Source organism: Agriterribacter humi (assembly GCF_009192765.1).
Classification (GTDB): Bacteria; Bacteroidota; Bacteroidia; order Chitinophagales; family Chitinophagaceae; genus Agriterribacter; species Agriterribacter humi.
In genome coordinates, this window is the sequence record NZ_VOHQ01000008.1 from 150,764 (window position 1) to 165,795 (window position 15,032).

The 15,032-nt window shown below is 41.6% G+C and carries 10 protein-coding genes; 9 read left to right on the plus strand and 1 reads right to left on the minus strand.

Features of this window, described 5'->3' with window-relative positions:
- Positions 1 to 128 precede the first annotated feature (128 nt).
- The 4 genes from FRX45_RS14735 (at position 129) to FRX45_RS14750 (ending at position 4,254) form a co-directional block, all read left to right on the plus strand.
- On the plus strand, positions 129 to 692 hold the full coding sequence (locus FRX45_RS14735; RefSeq protein WP_152269208.1) for an RNA polymerase sigma factor: 564 nt from the start codon (positions 129 to 131) through the stop codon (positions 690 to 692).
- Positions 679 to 2,253, plus strand: coding sequence for an outer membrane beta-barrel protein (locus FRX45_RS14740; protein WP_152269209.1), 1,575 nt, complete (start codon positions 679 to 681; stop codon positions 2,251 to 2,253). Before FRX45_RS14735 ends, FRX45_RS14740 begins: the two co-directional genes overlap by 14 nt.
- 112 nt (positions 2,254 to 2,365) lie before the next feature.
- A complete protein-coding gene (locus FRX45_RS14745; RefSeq protein WP_152269210.1) occupies positions 2,366 to 3,658 on the plus strand; it encodes an LVIVD repeat-containing protein in 1,293 nt (430 codons plus the stop codon).
- Positions 3,658 to 4,254, plus strand: coding sequence for a hypothetical protein (locus FRX45_RS14750; protein ID WP_152269211.1), 597 nt, complete (start codon positions 3,658 to 3,660; stop codon positions 4,252 to 4,254). Before FRX45_RS14745 ends, FRX45_RS14750 begins: the two co-directional genes overlap by 1 nt.
- A 353-nt stretch (positions 4,255 to 4,607) precedes the next feature.
- Here the strand turns inward: FRX45_RS14750 and queG are convergent, their stop codons facing one another.
- Positions 4,608 to 5,534 (minus strand): tRNA epoxyqueuosine(34) reductase QueG, encoded by a 927-nt coding sequence (gene queG / locus FRX45_RS14755; RefSeq protein ID WP_152269212.1) that lies wholly within the window; start codon positions 5,532 to 5,534, stop codon positions 4,608 to 4,610.
- 80 nt (positions 5,535 to 5,614) lie between these two features.
- On the opposite strand from queG, the gene FRX45_RS14760 reads away from it, so the two are divergent.
- From FRX45_RS14760 to FRX45_RS14780, 5 genes are all read left to right on the plus strand, one after another.
- On the plus strand, positions 5,615 to 7,636 hold the full coding sequence (locus FRX45_RS14760) for a DUF3858 domain-containing protein (RefSeq protein WP_152269213.1): 2,022 nt from the start codon (positions 5,615 to 5,617) through the stop codon (positions 7,634 to 7,636).
- Positions 7,626 to 9,536, plus strand: a complete 1,911-nt coding sequence (locus tag FRX45_RS14765; protein ID WP_152269214.1) for a DUF3857 domain-containing protein — start codon at positions 7,626 to 7,628, stop codon at positions 9,534 to 9,536. The genes FRX45_RS14760 and FRX45_RS14765 overlap by 11 nt, the downstream gene beginning before the upstream one ends.
- 268 nt (positions 9,537 to 9,804) lie before the next feature.
- On the plus strand, positions 9,805 to 11,133 hold the full coding sequence (xylA, locus tag FRX45_RS14770) for a xylose isomerase (RefSeq protein WP_193311711.1): 1,329 nt from the start codon (positions 9,805 to 9,807) through the stop codon (positions 11,131 to 11,133).
- A 90-nt stretch (positions 11,134 to 11,223) separates the two neighbouring features.
- Positions 11,224 to 12,414 (plus strand): pyridoxal phosphate-dependent aminotransferase, encoded by a 1,191-nt coding sequence (locus FRX45_RS14775; RefSeq protein ID WP_152269216.1) that lies wholly within the window; start codon positions 11,224 to 11,226, stop codon positions 12,412 to 12,414.
- A 140-nt stretch (positions 12,415 to 12,554) separates the two neighbouring features.
- A complete protein-coding gene (locus FRX45_RS14780) occupies positions 12,555 to 15,032 on the plus strand; it encodes a carboxylesterase family protein (protein WP_152269217.1) in 2,478 nt (825 codons plus the stop codon).

Sequence of the window (15,032 nt, forward strand, 5' to 3'; positions counted from 1 at the left end):
GCGAAGATAGGCAGAAAGGACGGATGGCTAAATTGCGGGTTTTCAGGCGATTATTTTCCGTTCAAATAAAATATGGTGCTGTGCAACGGTTTATATAGTAGCATTGTCAGTTAGAATGTTAGAACCGGATGACTGACTATCAACAATTAGTAAAAGATTGCCTGAAGGGAAAAGCTACGGCCCAGCAAAAATTGTATGATTTGTATGCTGAGCAGATGCTTGGCATATGCTATCGCTATACCAAATCCCTTGCAGATGCGGAAGATGTACTACAGGAAGGCTTTGTAAAGGTTTTTAAATATTTACACCAGTACCGTTCCGATGGGGAATTAGGCGCATGGATAAGACGCATTATGGTGAACACAGCTATCAACTATCTTAAACAAAACAGTAAATACCAGTACGATCTTTCATTTACAGACCCTGCGCTGCACCCGGTATCGGAAGATAATCCACAGGTATATATGCAGGCAAAAGAACTGGCAAACTTAGTAAGACAATTACCAACAGGCTATCAAACGGTATTTAATATGCATGCTGTTGAGGGATACACACACGTAGAGATTGGAGAGATATTAGGTATAAATGAAGGTACTTCCCGTTCTCAGTATATGAGAGCAAGAAATTTACTGATCAATTGGATAGAAAAACATTCTGTTGAATCTAAACTGGGACTCTATGCCGGAAAATGATTTTGAAAAGCAGGTGCAACAGCTATTTAATGAAATGAGGCTGAAGCCATCTGTTGAAGTTTGGCCCAAAGTGAGCAATCGGATCCGTAAAGAAAAGAGACGTAAAAAGGCATTTATATGGCTTCCTTTAGCATTACTTCTTTTGGGCGCTGGCGGGTATTGGCTCCTGCAAAATAATGACGGCATGCTGCCTTCAAACCGCATCACAAAAACAATTCCTGCTCCAGGAAACGATAACAGAGATATTCCTTTAAATGCAAAGCACGACCACTCAATTTCAGAAATTCCCGGTGATATTTCAAAAGCAGATCAACAAAAAATAAATATAGAGGTGCCACCATCTGCTGGCAATGCAGATATTGATGCCAATTTAAATAACGACGGTTCAGGTTCTGGTTCTCATGCTTCAAACGGACAACGCAATTCCGTGAAGCCACCGGTAAACATTCAGGCATTGGATAATATAAAACAACAGGCTCAGCCCGTTGTTCAATTACCAGTGCCTGATAATGCCGGTAATAGTAATGTCATTGCCGGAAAAAAGAATAAGCCGGTTCACTCAATACGAGGAAGTGAAAAAAAAGATATGGCTTACACCGGCAAGCGTGAGTCATTTAATTCCGGAAATGAAAATTTAATATCAGCAGCACCGCTTTCCGCTGTACCGCAGTCCGTTGGAACAAATCCTTCATTGCTTCCCGGCATTGAAACGGAGAAAATGCTTAGTGGTATTCCAAAAGGAGATGTTCCTGAAAACACGAATACCCCGGTTAAGTTAACAAAAAAGAAAGGTTGGGAATGGGGCATTTCAGGTGGGGCCGGGGTGTCGTCAGTTAGCGATGGTTTATCTGAGCTTTTTGGTAATAGCAGCACTGAGAAATCGCTCCTCAACGCTATGCCAAACGCTCCAAATATGTCAAATAATATTGGATTTCTTACCGGGCAAAATAGTTTGGTTGCCGCCCTACCACCTCCTGCCTCCACTGTAAAAAAAGGGTTAGCCTGGCAGGCAGGCGGGTTTGTAAAATGGAAGATGACTTCGCGGCTGGCGATTACAGGTGGATTGCAGTACGGTTATTATTCAACCAACAGGGCAGTAGGGAATGATATCAACAACTACAGGCTTGCACTGGGCAATACCCAAAATGACGCGAATGCCAGTTATGCAGGATATTATGCCGGCAGGGAAAACAGGAATTATACCAACCGTTATCATTTTATTGAAATACCTGCAGGAGTACAATGGCAATTAAATAAAGCCGCCAAATTCCCATTGCTGCTCAACGGAGGTTTATCCGTTTCGTATCTTGCAAATACAACCGCGGTACATTATCACACGCAGACGGGATCGTATTATAAAGACAAGACTTTATTCAATAAAATACAAGCGGGGATATATGCAGGTGTTTCCGCTAAATTTTTTGCCAACAGCCGCAGACCGCTCTATGCAGGACCTGTTGTTCAGTATAATCTTACCAACTTACTTAAACCTTCTGTAAACTTGAACCAGCATTTTTTGTATGCGGGGTTGAAAGCGGAATGGGTACTATTCAAAAAATAAGAATACCCCGCTTTTTGTTTCTTCCTGTAAGCATATCATGGCAGCATGGATAAAATAATTTATTCATGCAACGGTTATACTTGATCGTTTGTCAAGCCATTAAACCATTGCCATGCTGAAAAAAATATTCAACCCTGTTCTTGTTTTTATGGTAGCAGGATTATTTATGCAGGGATGCATTAAAGATCATTGCACACAAACCTACAGCTATTTTGTTCCTGTATACAAAACCTCCGAAGAAGTAAGAGCAAATATTAAAAGTAATGCTCCACGGGAAATAGAAAGAACAGGTAAATTATATATCCGGGGCAATTATATCTTTTTAAATGAAATAGACAAGGGGATTCATATTATTGATAATGCTATCCCCACCTCACCTAAAAATGTAGCTTTTATTGATATTCCCGGTAATATGGATATGGCGGTGAAGGGAAACACTTTGTACGCAGATGCATATACTGATTTGATTGCGCTTGATATTACCGATCCGCTTAATGCCAAAACCACTAAGATAGTAGAAAATGCCTTTCCGTTCCGTCACTATTACGGTACCTTTTATGCCGATACCAGCAAGGTAATTGTGGATTGGCTGAAAAGAGATACAACAGTAAATATGGATTGTGGCAATGGTGGTTTTTTTGGTATTGATTTTAATAAAAGCGAAGTGCTGATGTATAACGATGTGATTGCGCTTTCCAATTATTCAAATGATGCCGGTTCATCTTCGTCATCTAAAAGCGTATCACCTTTTGGCGCAGGTGGTTCCATGGCGCGATTTGCCATTGCAGGTAACAATTTGTACAGCGTTACATTAAGCGATCTGAATGTTTTTGGGATAAGTGCCCCTCAAAATCCGTCATTTATCAATAAAATAAATATTGGCTGGAATATTGAAACCCTTTTTCCTTTCCGGCAAAAATTATTTATAGGTTCCACCACCGGCATGTATATATATAGTATTGCCAATGGAAATAATCCTGTAAAGGAAGGACAGTTTTTACATGTACAAAGTTGTGATCCCGTAATTGCCGATGAAAAGTATGCTTATGTAACCTTGCGTACCGGCACCACATGCAATGGTGTTAATAATCGCCTGGAAATACTGGATATTGCCAACATCAATACTCCTTCTTTGGTTAAAACCTATGAAATGACTAACCCTCATGGTTTGTCTAAAGATGGCAACATGTTATTTGTGTGTGACGGTGCCAATGGGTTAAAAGTATATAACGCCGCGGATGTAAATAACCTTGAACTGATAACTACCATTGAAGGAATTGAAACCTATGATGTTATTGCAATGAATAACATTGCACTGGTAGTAACCAGCGATGGTTTGTATCAATACCTTTACGCTGATCCCAGTAATATACAATTGCTCAGTAAAATTAAAGTGAAAAAATAATGAGAAAACAGATTGTTTTTTTAATCATAATACTTTTTGCTTTGGATTTGCATTTGCCGGCACAACAAAAAACATTGCCCAAACCTGTTTTTCACTCTGTTGAACAGTTAGCGCTGGTTAACGGCAATAGTGCAGTGTCGGGTGCATTGCAAACGGTTAACGGCGTAGGTTATGGTAAATGGTTTGCCGGCATAGGGGCAGGAATTGATTTTTACCGTTACCGTTCCGTGCCTGTATTCCTTGACCTGAGAAGATCGTTTGATGTAAAGAAAGGAAATAAGCTGTTTGTATATGCAGATGGCGGTTATAATTTGCCCTGGGTTAAGAGAAAAGAACCGGAGTTTACTATCTGGAGTTGGCCAAGCAATACAGACTATAAATATAAGGGAGGCGCCTATATGGATGCCGGCTTTGGATACGCCGTTTATTTAAAGGGTGGGGATGCTTTTTTGCTGAGTGCCGGCTACTCGCATAAATATTTTAGTGAGAAAAGAACCACTACTAACCTTATGGGGGAAAACACGGAAACGGTAGATATACAAAAATTCACCTATAGCATGAACCGGTTAATGATTAAACTGGGCTGGCAGTTTTAATCCTTACCCTCTTTCCCTCTCACACTGTGTAGAGGGACGGTGCTTAATAACAACGTCAGGTATAGTTTCTTCCACTTCAACTATTGAATAAAATTGAACAATTCTGAAGAACCAAATAAAATTCAAATAGAAAATTTCAGATATGAGATGTAAAGCCTGAAAATCGAAGGAGAGGGAAAAGGAGGAGCATTTTGCCTGTCATTAGTAGTTACTCCGCTGATTGCTGACGGCTCATTGCTGATTGCCACAAACTCAAATTTGGAACGGATGCAATCTTAAATTTCAAATTTCAAATATCCGGGACGGTTAGCGGTGATGTATTTTGCGTTGCTCCTTTTTTATTTGTAGGCGTGTTATGACTGAATAAATTTCAGGTTTCTTTTAATGCCATTAAATTTGGCTCTTTTCAGCGGCGAGTTTTTAAAGATCTTTTTAAAGCTTTCTTCCGTTAAATCTTCCCAGTCCTGCGTATCAAAATTGAGTATTTCCGGAATGGGTTCAAATGCCGTTTCATGTGTAGCGGTGCTAAAGCGGTTCCAGGGGCATACTTCCTGGCATATATCGCAGCCAAACATCCAGTTGTTGAATTTGCCTTTCATTTCACCGGGTATCAGCATGTCTTTCAGCTCAATGGTAAAATACGAAATACATTTACTGCCATCTATCACGCGGTTTTCCTGTATCGCATCAGTGGGGCAGGCATCAATGCATTTCCTGCAGGAGCCGCAATAATCTTTTGCTACCGGGTCATCATATTCCAATTCAAGATCAACAATAAGCGTAGCGATAAAAAAGAAAGATCCTGATTGTTTATTGATAAGGTTTCCGTTTTTCCCTACCCATCCCAGTCCGCTGCGCTGTGCCCATGTGCGTTCCAGCACCGGCGCCGAATCCACGAACCCCCTTCCGTTTACTTCCCCGATTTTAGCTTTCATTTCCTGCAGGAAGTTCTTCAATTTGGCCCTGATCACTTCATGGTAATCATTTCCCCAGGCGTAACGGGATATCTTTGGCGTATCCGGATGGGATGATTTCGCAGGAAAATAATTCAATAAAAGTGTAATAACCGATTGAGCGCCCGGCACTAATTTAAGCGGGTTCACTCTCAGGTCGAAATAGTTTTCCATGTATTGCATGGATCCGTTCATGCCTTTGCTCAGCCAGGTTTCCAGCCTGCGGGCATCGTCATCAAGCGGAACGGCCCGGGCAATGCCACAATAATCAAATCCGCATTGCGTTGCTATATGTTTAACAGTGGCGGTATGATGGCTTGTAGTCAAATTGATAAATAATATATTGTTATACTTCTGATATGTGAAAAATACTATATTCGCACCACACCCTTAAACCTTGTTAAATAATGAAAAGCAAAACCCTTGTCCTTGCGATAGCTTTCTTTAGCCTTTCGCAAAATTATCTCTTTGCACAGGAAAAGCTGAATATAAAATACGGAAAAATAACTTCCTCCGATTTTGATCTCTCCAAAAGTAAATTTGATACCAGTGTTAGTGCGGTTGTTATTGCGGATATAGGCAAATCTGATTTTGAAGGAAACAACGATGGCTGGTTTTCATTATCGTTTAAAAAGCATACCCGCATAAAAATCCTGAATAAAAACGGCATGGACGCCGCCAATGTGGAAATACCGCTTTATGCAAGTGGCAGTGCGGAAGAAAAAGTGATCAATCTCAAAGCATCCACTTATAATCTTGAGAACGGAAAAGTAGTGGAAACGGAATTAGACAAGAAATCTGTCTTTAAGGATAAGTATGATAAGAACCATATAACGGTTAAGTTCACACTCCCTGCTGTAAAAGAGGGATCGCTTATTGAATATGTATATACTGTTCAATCAGATTTTTTACGCAACCTGCAGCCATGGGAATTCCAGGGCGATTATCCTGTTTTATGGAGCCAATACGAAGTAAAAATGCCTGAGTTCTTTAATTATGTGTTCTTGTCGCAGGGCAGTTTTCCATTGGAGCACAGTTCCGAAACAACCCGCGATAATTTTAGCATGGTGGATCCCGGCGGTGCTTCAAGTTCTTCTCATTATAGTTTTACCGCCAATGCTGTGGAGCACAAATGGATAGCCAGAAATGTGCCCGCATTAAAAACAGAAAGCTTTACGTCCACTATCCGCAATCACATTGCCAAAATAGAATTTCAATTATCGCAATACCGGTTTCCCAATTCGCCGGTAAAAGATATTATGGGCAACTGGGCAAGTCTTGCCGTAGAGCTAATGAAAGATGATGATTTCGGTGCGGGACTTTTAAAAAATAATAACTGGTTAGATGATGAATTAAAGCCCGTTACTCAGGGTGCGGCAGATAAGCTGGAAAAGGCAAAGAAGATATATGCGTATGTGCGCGACAGGTTTACTTCTACCGGCAAAAGAGGTATCGGGCTTTCCGCACCGCTCAAAACGATCAATAAAAATAAAAACGGTTATGTTGCCGACATCAATTTACTGCTAACTGCCATGATGAAGGAACAGGATATCGAAGCATATCCCATTATATTAAGTACCCGTGGACATGGGTATACACATGAGTTTTACCCGTTATTAGACAGGTTTAATTATGTAATCTGCGGTGTAAATATTGATGACAAGCTGTATTATCTTGATGCCAGTACTCCTTTATTAGGGTTTAATCATTTACCGGATGAATGCTATAACGGGCATGCAAGGCTGATCATGCCTGATTTGGCTAAAGCTGTTTACCTGAGTGCAGATTCAGTGGTAGAGAAAAAGCTAACTTCTGTTTTTATTAATAGTACAAAACCGGGTGAATGGCAGGGACATAGCAGTACCAATTTGGGATACTACGAATCCATCGGTGTTCGGGAAAAAATAAAAGATAAAGGTGAAGAACCCTTTTTTAAAAATATACAAACAGCTTATACGGGAGACATGACACTGAGCAAACACAAAATCGAACTATTGAAAGAACTGGATGGTCCGGTTAAAGTGGAGTATGATTTTGTTATGAAAGAGGAAGAGGATATGATTTATTTTAACCCGATGATGTGGGAAGGGTATAAGGACAATTATTTTAAAGCGGCAGAAAGATCATATCCTGTGGAAATGCCCTATTTGTTTGATGAAACCTATATTCTGAATATGGACATACCAGCCGGTTATACCGTAGAGGAAATTCCCAGATCTGCAAAAGTAAAATTTGGCGAAGCGGATGGCTTTTTTGAATACATGATAGATAAATCAGGCGAAACCATCAGGCTCCGTTCGCGGCTAAAGCTGAACCGCGCTACTTATGCTCCCGAAGAATACAATGACCTGCGGGAATTTTTTAGTTATGTGGTAAAAAAGCATGCAGAACCTATTGTATTGAAAAAGAAAATCAGCCATGAAAATTAGAACAGCTTTAATCGCGCTAATTATATTTCCGGTATCTGTTTTTGCGGGTGATGGTGATTATGCCGTGAATAAAATACCCGAAGCACTGTTAAAAAATGCAGATGTGGTGAAGCGGATGGAAGAAATAAGATTTGAAGTACAGGACATTGGCAGGTCGCGCAACTATCATAAGTACGCACTCACCATACTTAATGAAAATGGAGATAAATATGCTATGGAAGTGATTGGGTATGATAAATTGCGGGAGATCAAAAGTATGGAAGGCAGCTTGTTTGATGCAAATGGGAGGAAAATCAAGAGTCTCAAAAAGAGCGAAATCAAAGATTTAAGCGCTACGGATGACATTAGCCTTATGGATGATAATCGCATTAAAGTACATGGCTTTTATCACCGCCTTTATCCTTATACTGTAGAATATGAAACGGTTGTACAATATAATTGTACCTATTTCTTCCCTCCATGGGATCCGGTGGATAATGAGAAAATTGCAGTGATGCAGAGTGCCATAACGGTTGTGGCACCTGCAGATTTCCCGGTTCGGTACAAGGCTTTCAACTATAAAGAAGAACCAGCGATTAAGTCCGAAAAAGGAAATAAGACCTACCGGTGGGAAATAAAAGACTTTGAATCTATAGAACTTGAATATGCCTATCCCGCATGGGATTATCTGGTGCCGATGGTATATCTGGCTCCTGCAAAATTTGAAATAGAAAAGTATCAGGGCGATATGTCTACCTGGCAGGGGTTGGGCAAATTTATTTATACACTCAACCAGGGGAGAGATAAACTACCCGAAAACATTAAACAGGCAGTTCACCAGATTGCGGATCCGATTACCGATCCCAAAGAAAAAATTGCAAAGTTGTATAACTACATGCAGCAAAATACCAGGTACATTAGTATTCAACTGGGTATAGGAGGGCTTCAGCCTTTTGATGCTACCTATGTGGCTACCAGGAAATATGGCGACTGTAAAGCGCTTTCCAATTATATGTATTCGCTTTTAAAAGAAGCCGGCATAAAATCTAATTATACATTGGTAAAGGCAGGTAACGGAAAAAACTATTTTCGTGAGGATTTCCCAAGCGATCAGTTTAATCATATCATTTTATGTGTTCCATTGCAGAAGGATACCGTGTGGCTGGAATGCACCAGTCAAACAACACCTGCAGGGTATTTGAGCGGCTTTACTTCAGACAGGCCGGTATTGCTGGTAGATGAAGATGGAGGGAAATTGGTAAAAACACCACGGTATGGTATGGCACAAAATACACAGGTAAGAAAGGCGTCCGGTCAAATAAATAATGAAGGGCTGCTAACCGTAAAAATCAACACCCGTTACAGAGCCATGCAACAGGATGATCTGCATTTTTTGGTAAATGGTTATTCGCATGAAAAGCAATTGGAATACCTGAAAAGGGGAATTGATCTGCCGCACTATGATGTAGTGAAGTTTGAGTATAAAGAAACGAAATCAGAACTTCCTGTAATAAATGAAATACTGGATTTAACCGCATTGAATTACGCATCTATAACCGGCAAGCGTTTGTTCATTACCCCTAATATCATCAGCCGTTTTTCATCTAAATTAAAAGCAGATGAAACACGGAAATACCCCATTTCGCTTCAGTTTGAATATCATGATATTGATACGGCAATTATAGATATTCCGGCAGGATACCGCATAGAAGCCATGCCTGCTGCAGTAAAAATAGAAAGCAAATTTGGAAAGTACAGTGCTTCTGTAGATGTTCAGCCTGATCAGATCATATATTACAGGAATATCGAAAAATTCAGTGGCCAGTTTCCCCCATCTGATTATAATGAACTGGTGAAGTTTTATGATCAACTGTATAAGGCCGACAGGAGCAGGGTAGTGCTGGTAAAGAAAGAGCGCTGAGTGGCGTTTGGAAGTTGGTAAGTTTACAGTTTATAGTTAGGGTATGCAGTCTTTCAATACAGGATCGGGTATCGAATGCAATTTGTATTTGAAACGGATGTACGTATATTTTATACCCCCTCATGTCATCCGCCATTTTATCCTGGTGTGTTCTGCTATTTTCAAATTTTCTAATTTCCATATTTTTCAAATTTCTCATATTCCCACATTCCCTTTTGCCTTATCTTTAGCACCCTTAATTTTTGTATAAACGAATAATAACAAAATCATGAGCGTTACTTTAGGCAACCGCGAATATTTTCCCGGTATCAGCAAAATCAAATTTGAAGGTCCCCAATCCGATAACCCGCTTTCCTATAAATGGTATGATGAAAACAGGGTAGTGGCTGGCAAAAGCATGAAAGATCATTTTCGTTTTGCTGTAGCTTACTGGCATACCTTCTGCGGAACCGGCGCCGATCCTTTTGGGCCGGGAACCAAACGTTTTCCCTGGGATGCTAACCAGGATGCCGTTCAGCGTGCAAAAGATAAAATGGATGCTGCTTTTGAATTCATCACCAAATTGGGCGTTCCCTATTATTGTTTTCACGATATAGACCTGGTGGATGAAGGAAATTCCCTACCCGAATATGAAAGCCGCCTGCAGGCGATTGTGGATTACGCAAAAGCCAAGCAGGAGGCCAGCGGCGTAAAGCTTTTGTGGGGCACAGCCAATGTGTTTTCCAATCCCCGCTATATGAACGGCGCTTCTACCAACCCCGATTTTAATGCAGTAGCATATGCCGGAGCACAGGTTAAGAATGCATTGGATGCTACTATCGCTTTAAATGGTGAGAACTATGTGTTTTGGGGTGGAAGGGAAGGCTATATGACACTACTGAATACCAATATGAAAAGGGAGCTGGATCACCTGGCTAATTTTTTAACGATATCCCGCGATTATGCACGTCGCAATGGATTTAAAGGTACTTTTTTTATTGAGCCCAAACCCTGCGAACCTACCAAGCACCAATATGATTATGACAGCGCAACAGTAATTGGGTTTCTTCGGCATTATGGTTTAGACAAAGATTTTAAATTGAATATTGAAGTAAACCATGCCACATTAGCCGGACATACTTTTCAGCACGAGTTGCAGGTAGCAGCCGACAATGGTATGCTGGGCAGTATGGATGCCAACCGTGGTGATTACCAGAACGGGTGGGATACCGATCAGTTTCCCACTAATCTGAATGAATTGGCTGAAACTTTACTTATCATTCTTGAAGCAGGAGGCTTTGCTGGCGGGGGTATCAATTTCGATGCTAAAACCCGCAGGAACTCAACCGACCTGGAAGATATTTTTCATGCACATATTGGCGGTATGGACGCATTTGCCAGGGCGCTGGTTATTGCAGACAATGTGTTGCAAAAATCTCCTTATCAAAAATTCCGTAAAGAGCGCTATGCTTCATTTGACAGTGGCACAGGTAAAAGCTTTGAACAGGGAAAACTGAAATTAGAAGATCTGAGAAATTTTGCCGCAGAAAACGGAGAACCTGAACAATTGAGCGGCAAGCAGGAATGGCTGGAAAATATAATCAACCAATATATCTGAATTAACTGCGCTTAAAATCATCATTTTGACGTAGGTTTGCTGGCTTTTTTAAAAACCAGTGGTATAACATTTTGAATATATCTAACAAACATGAAACTTTCTTCGAGATTACAGAAATTTAATGAGCCGGAAACATTAAAGATGGCAAAATTAGGCCGTGAATTAAGAGCTAAAGGTGTAGATGTGATTGACCTTAGCCTTGGTGAGCCCGATTTTGACACACCCGATCATGTTAAACAGTTTGCTAAAAAAGCGATTGATGACAACTATAGTCATTATACGCCGGTAGCAGGCTATGCCGACCTGCGCGAAGCAGTATGTACCAAATTAAAACGCGATAATAATTTAGACTACAAGCCTGAAAATATTCTGGCATCAACCGGCGCCAAGCAAAGTTTGGCGAATGTAATACTGGCGGTTGTAGATATAGGAGATGAAGTGATCATTCCTACACCCTACTGGGTTACCTATTCGGAACTGGTGCGTCTGGCAGACGGTAAACCGGTGTTCGTTCAGTCGTCTATAGAAAGCAATTACAAAATTACGCCGGAGCAGTTAGAAGCGGCCATTACGCCCAAAACAAAGCTGTTTATGTTTTCTTCACCCTGTAATCCTTCCGGCTCTGTATACAGCAGGGAAGAGTTAAAAGGGCTGGCAGATGTATTTAGTAAACATCCCGATGTACTTATTATTTCGGATGAAATATATGAATACATCAACTATAAAGACAAACATGAAAGTATTGCCCAGTTTGCCGGCATTAAAGACCGCGTTATTATTGTAAACGGTTTGAGTAAGGGATTCGCCATGACGGGCTGGCGCTTAGGGTATATTGCCGCCGACCCGGTTATTGTAAAAGGCTGTGAAAAATTGCAGGGACAAATCACCAGTGCTACCTGCTCCATTACACAGCGGGCGGCTATTGAGGCCCTTACCGGCGACCTGACTGCATCTCACGATATGCTGAAAGCGTTTACAGATCGCCGTAAGCGTATGCTGCAATTACTTAAAGAAATCCCCGGCGTTCAGTGTGCAGTGCCTGATGGTGCTTTTTATGTATTTCCGAAAGTAGATGCTTATTTTGGAAAAAAACACGGAGATGCTGTTATTGCCAATGCCGATGATCTGTGCATGTATTTATTGAATACGGCGCATGTGTCTACGGTAACCGGAACCGCATTTGGCGAACCTACCTGTATCCGTATTTCTTTTGCCAACAGTATGACCAATATTGAAAAAGCGGTGGAACGCATTAAAAAAGCCCTGGCTGCTTTGCAATAAATAGTGAATAGCTTTTGCTAAAATCCATTCATGTGTACAACCACATCATTAAGGCCCTGGTTACAGGGCTTTTTTTATGTTTATACTTTGTATGCAAAGCACATTCAGCTAACTTTGATTCTTCCCCTAAATTTTTAAGTATGAAGAAACTGCATATTTTTCTGTTACTGTTTCTTACGGCCCCCGTATTGTTTGTTACTGCACAGGATACGGTTTATTTTAAAAACGGTTTAATGGCTAGCGGATTGCACCGTTATGGTCGTGAGGCTTTGTATACCGATCTGCTGGCTTATCAGCTATATAATAATACATTGCAGCAACCACGGGAAAGCAGTATAGCAGGTGTTAACGATGAGCAACAGGAAGTTAAATGGGTAGGCGTTAATGCAGACAGCCTGAACAGTTTCAGAATGCCCAGGCAAAATGGTATGAGAAGACAGGGCTTTTTCAATAGCGGGTACCTGTATCTTACCTATACTGCTGATAAAGAAAAAACGGCACTCCTCAACACAAGGGGTGGCAGTAGTGTATATGTAAACGGAGAACCTCATACCGGCGACCCGTACGCTTCGGGCTGGTTGTATATTCCAATACAATTAAAAAAAGGACTGAATGAATTTTATATCAGATCGGGCTTTCGAACAACAGCCAGCCTCATCTTTCCTGTAAAATCAGTTGGTTTAAATACCGAAGACCCTACTTTGCCTGTTGTTGTTTTACAAAACAATAATGCATCGCTGCAGGGTGCAGTGGTTGTAATTAACAGTTCTTCAAAACCAGTCCGCAATTTAAAAATAAAAAGCAGTATTGCAGGCAATGAAACGGTTACCGCTTTACCTGTTGTACCGGCAATGAGCACACGCAAAGTTGCCTTTTCGTTTAATGCAACCCAGGTTATACAAAAGGGAAAGCAGGAGATGAAGCTGGTGCTCACAAACGGTAATAAAACGCTGGATGAAAAGGATATATTTATTGAAGCGGTGGAACAGGGTGAACCGTACAGCAATACCTTTGTAAGCGCTATTGACGGAAGCCTTCAATATTATGCAGTAACACCTCAATCGGGCTCAAATACTACAAACGCGGCATTGTTTCTTTCGGTGCATGGCGCAGGGGTGGAGGCCATTGGACAGGCCCGGGCCTATAAGTCAAAAGACTGGGGCACGCTCGTGGCTGCAACCAACCGCAGGCCGCGCGGATTTAACTGGGAAGACTGGGGACGATTAGACGCGATGGAAGTATTGAATATTGCTAAGAAAAAATTTAACCCCGACCCCCAACGCATATACCTTACTGGTCATTCGATGGGCGGACACGGCACCTGGTTTTTGGGCGCTACCTACCCCGAATTGTGGGCTGCTATAGCACCTTGTGCAGGATATCCAACCCTTAAAGAGTATGGTTCACATGATGGTAAGATCCCAGATAGCACCAACTCGCTTACAGAAAAAATATTATTGCAGGCCGGTAACCAAAGCGATGTGATAAAGCTGGCCGAAAATTACAGGCCATTGGGGGTTTATATTTTTCATGGCGACTCCGACCGGGTAGTTTCGGTAAACTATGCACGGCAAATGAAAAAAGTGTTAGCCGATTTTCACCCGGATTTCGCTTATAAAGAATATCCCGGGGGGAGCCATTGGTTCAGCAATGAGAGTGTGGATTGGCCTCCTTTATTCAATTTCTTTAAATCGCACACTATCTTGCCGGACAGTGCCGTAAATACGATTGATTTCAAAACTTCAAGTCCCGGTATATCTTCTTCTTATCGCTGGGCAGCCATACAACAACAAATTGCTCCTTTGCAATTCAGCCGTATACAATTGAACAGAAATATAGCTGCCAAAACCATAACCGGTTCCACCGAAAATGTTCAGACGATGAAACTGGCGGTTGGGCAATTTGGAAAAGGAGCATCCATCACCATAACATTGGATAGCTTGGCGTCGCTACACTATTCCATTAACAGCGCTGAAGATAGCATCTGGCTAAAAAAGCAAAACGATCAATGGCAAATTGCGGCAGCACCCGGTGCTGAACAAAAAGGGCCGCAACGCTATGGCACGTTCAAAGAATCATTCAATCATAACATGGTTTTTGTGTACGGCACAAAAGGCAATAAAGCCGAAAACGAATGGGCGTTTAATAAGGCCCGTTATGATGCGGAGACCTGGTATTACAGGGGCAATGGGGCAGTAGACATCATTCAGGATAAAGAATATAATACAAGCGAATATGCAGGCCGCAATGTGATCATATATGGAAATGCCAGTACCAATTCGGCCTGGAGCCTGTTACTGAACGATTCACCTGTGCAGGTAAGCCGTAACCATGTGAGCGCCGGAGCCAATGCATGGAGTGGTGATGACCTGGCTGTATATTTCACCCGGCCCATTAAAAATTCACCGATGAACGCTGTAGGCGTTGTTGCAGGCACCGGCTTAAAAGGTATGAATGCCGCCAATGCCAACCAGTATTTTGCCGGAGGCAGCGGTTTCCCTGATTATATGATCTTTCGCTTAGATATGCTGCGCGATGGGAGCCAGGCTATTGAACTGGCAGGCTTTTTTGATAACAACTGGCAAATGGATGTAAAGAACCAGGCCGGCGGCAAATAG

Coding starts and splice junctions, on each gene's coding strand:
- FRX45_RS14735 (WP_152269208.1), top strand. CDS start 129: ATGACTGACTATCAACAATTAGTAAAAGATTGCCTGAAGGGAAAAGCT.
- FRX45_RS14740 (WP_152269209.1), top strand. CDS start 679: ATGCCGGAAAATGATTTTGAAAAGCAGGTGCAACAGCTATTTAATGAA.
- FRX45_RS14745 (WP_152269210.1), top strand. CDS start 2,366: ATGCTGAAAAAAATATTCAACCCTGTTCTTGTTTTTATGGTAGCAGGA.
- FRX45_RS14750 (WP_152269211.1), top strand. CDS start 3,658: ATGAGAAAACAGATTGTTTTTTTAATCATAATACTTTTTGCTTTGGAT.
- FRX45_RS14760 (WP_152269213.1), top strand. CDS start 5,615: ATGAAAAGCAAAACCCTTGTCCTTGCGATAGCTTTCTTTAGCCTTTCG.
- FRX45_RS14765 (WP_152269214.1), top strand. CDS start 7,626: ATGAAAATTAGAACAGCTTTAATCGCGCTAATTATATTTCCGGTATCT.
- xylA (WP_193311711.1), top strand. CDS start 9,805: ATGAGCGTTACTTTAGGCAACCGCGAATATTTTCCCGGTATCAGCAAA.
- FRX45_RS14775 (WP_152269216.1), top strand. CDS start 11,224: ATGAAACTTTCTTCGAGATTACAGAAATTTAATGAGCCGGAAACATTA.
- FRX45_RS14780 (WP_152269217.1), top strand. CDS start 12,555: ATGAAGAAACTGCATATTTTTCTGTTACTGTTTCTTACGGCCCCCGTA.